Consider the following 1671-nt stretch of genomic DNA (forward strand, 5'->3'; position numbering starts at 1 on the left):
GGCGAGGTCCTCCGCCCGGGCGGCCGCCTCTACCTGGTGGCGCGGACGGCGCAGGGCGCGAAGACGCTGGCCGGGGAGATGGAGCGGGCGGTGGGACCGGTGCGCGAGGTCGAGCGCGCCGCCGGCTACCGCGTCTACGAAGCGGTGCGGGAGGATCGTCGGGGGGATGTTTGAAGCGCTGCAGGACCGGTTCCAGGCGATCATCCGCAACCTCACCGGACGGGGCGTGCTCTCCGAAGCCGACGTCGACGCCGCCCTGCGCGAGGTGCGCCTGGCGCTGCTCGAAGCCGACGTCAACTTCAGGGTGGTCAGAGTCTTCGTGGATCGCGTGCGAGAGCGGGCCGTCGGAGAACGGATCACGAAGAGTCTGGCGCCGGGACACGAAGTGGTGAAGATCGTCCATGAAGAGTTGACCCGGCTGCTCGGCGGAGGCACGCGCGATCTTCGCGTGGCCGACCGTCCGCCGACCGTTGTGCTGCTGGCGGGACTCCAGGGCACCGGGAAGACCACCACCGCGGGCAAGCTGGCCCTCCGCCTGCGCCGCCGCGGCCGGCAGCCGCTGCTGGTGGCGACCGACCTGAAGCGGCCGGCGGCGGTGGCGCAACTGCAGACCGTCGGTGCGCAGGCGGGCGTGCCCGTCTTCGCCCAACCGGAGGCCACGGACCCGATCGCGGTGGCCCGGGCCGCCGTGGAGGCCGCGGCGAGGGAGGGACAGGATACCGTCATCATCGACTCCGCCGGCCGGCTGCACATCGACGACGAGCTGATGGCCGAGCTGCGGGCGATGCGCGAGGCGGTCCGTCCCCATGAGGTCCTCCTGGTCATGGACGCCATGGCCGGCCAGGACGCCGTGACGGTGGCCGAGCGCTTCCACCAGCGTCTCGGGCTGGACGGACTCATTGTCACCAAGCTCGACGGCGACGCGCGCGGCGGGGCGGTCCTCTCGGTCGTGGAGGTCACGGGAGTTCCCGTGCTCTTTGCCGGGACGGGCGAGAAGCTCGACGGCCTGGAGCCCTTCCACCCCGACCGCATGGCCTCGCGCATCCTGGGGATGGGCGACGTCCTCACCCTGATCGAGCGGGCGCAGGAGGCGGCGGATCGCGAGGCCGCGGCCGAACTGGAGCGCAAGCTGCGCCGGGCGGAGTTCACCCTGGAGGAGTTCCGCCAGCAGCTGCGTCAGGTGAGGAAGATGGGCCCGCTGGACGCCCTGCTGGAGATGATTCCCGGCCTGGGCCGGCAGCTCAAAGCCGGCGGAGGGATGGACGAGCGCCAGCTGGCGCGGGTGGAGGCGATCATCGACTCGATGACGCCGGAAGAACGCCGCCATCCGCAGCTCATCGACGGCAGCCGGCGCCGGCGGATCGCCCGCGGCAGCGGGACGTCGATTCAGGACGTGAATCGACTGCTGCGACAGTTCGAGGAGGCCCGCCGCCTGATCCGGCAGGTCGGCGAGATCGAGAAGAAGGGGAGGCGGGGCCGGTGGCCCTTCCCGCTCCCGTAGCGATGAGGAGGTCGGTATGGTCAAGATCCGGTTGATGCGCCTGGGGGGCAAGCACAAGCCGTTCTACCGTCTGGTGGTGGCGGACTCGCGCGCCCCCCGCAGCGGGCGGTACATCGAGGCGATCGGCTACTACAATCCCACGACGGAGCCCAGCACCATCTCCATCAATG

2 protein-coding genes are annotated in these 1671 nt (G+C 71.1%); both read left to right on the forward strand.

Translation table 11 applies throughout. From position 1 onward, the window contains the following. Positions 1–166 precede the first annotated feature (166 nt). Positions 167–1501 (forward strand): signal recognition particle protein, encoded by a 1335-nt coding sequence (gene ffh / locus QN141_14120; GenBank protein MDR7559613.1) that lies wholly within the window; start codon positions 167–169, stop codon positions 1499–1501. A gap of 16 nt (positions 1502–1517) precedes the next feature. After that, positions 1518–1671, forward strand: a 154-nt coding sequence (rpsP, locus tag QN141_14125) for a 30S ribosomal protein S16 (protein MDR7559614.1), incomplete at its 3' end; no start/stop codon positions are given.

It is taken from the genome of Armatimonadota bacterium, from assembly GCA_031459765.1.
GTDB classification, from domain to species: Bacteria; Sysuimicrobiota; Sysuimicrobiia; order Sysuimicrobiales; family Kaftiobacteriaceae; genus Kaftiobacterium; species Kaftiobacterium secundum.

Bases quoted from the DNA above. Each gene is read 5' to 3' on its own strand.
- ffh (MDR7559613.1), top strand. From the start codon at position 167: ATGTTTGAAGCGCTGCAGGACCGGTTCCAGGCGATCATCCGCAACCTC.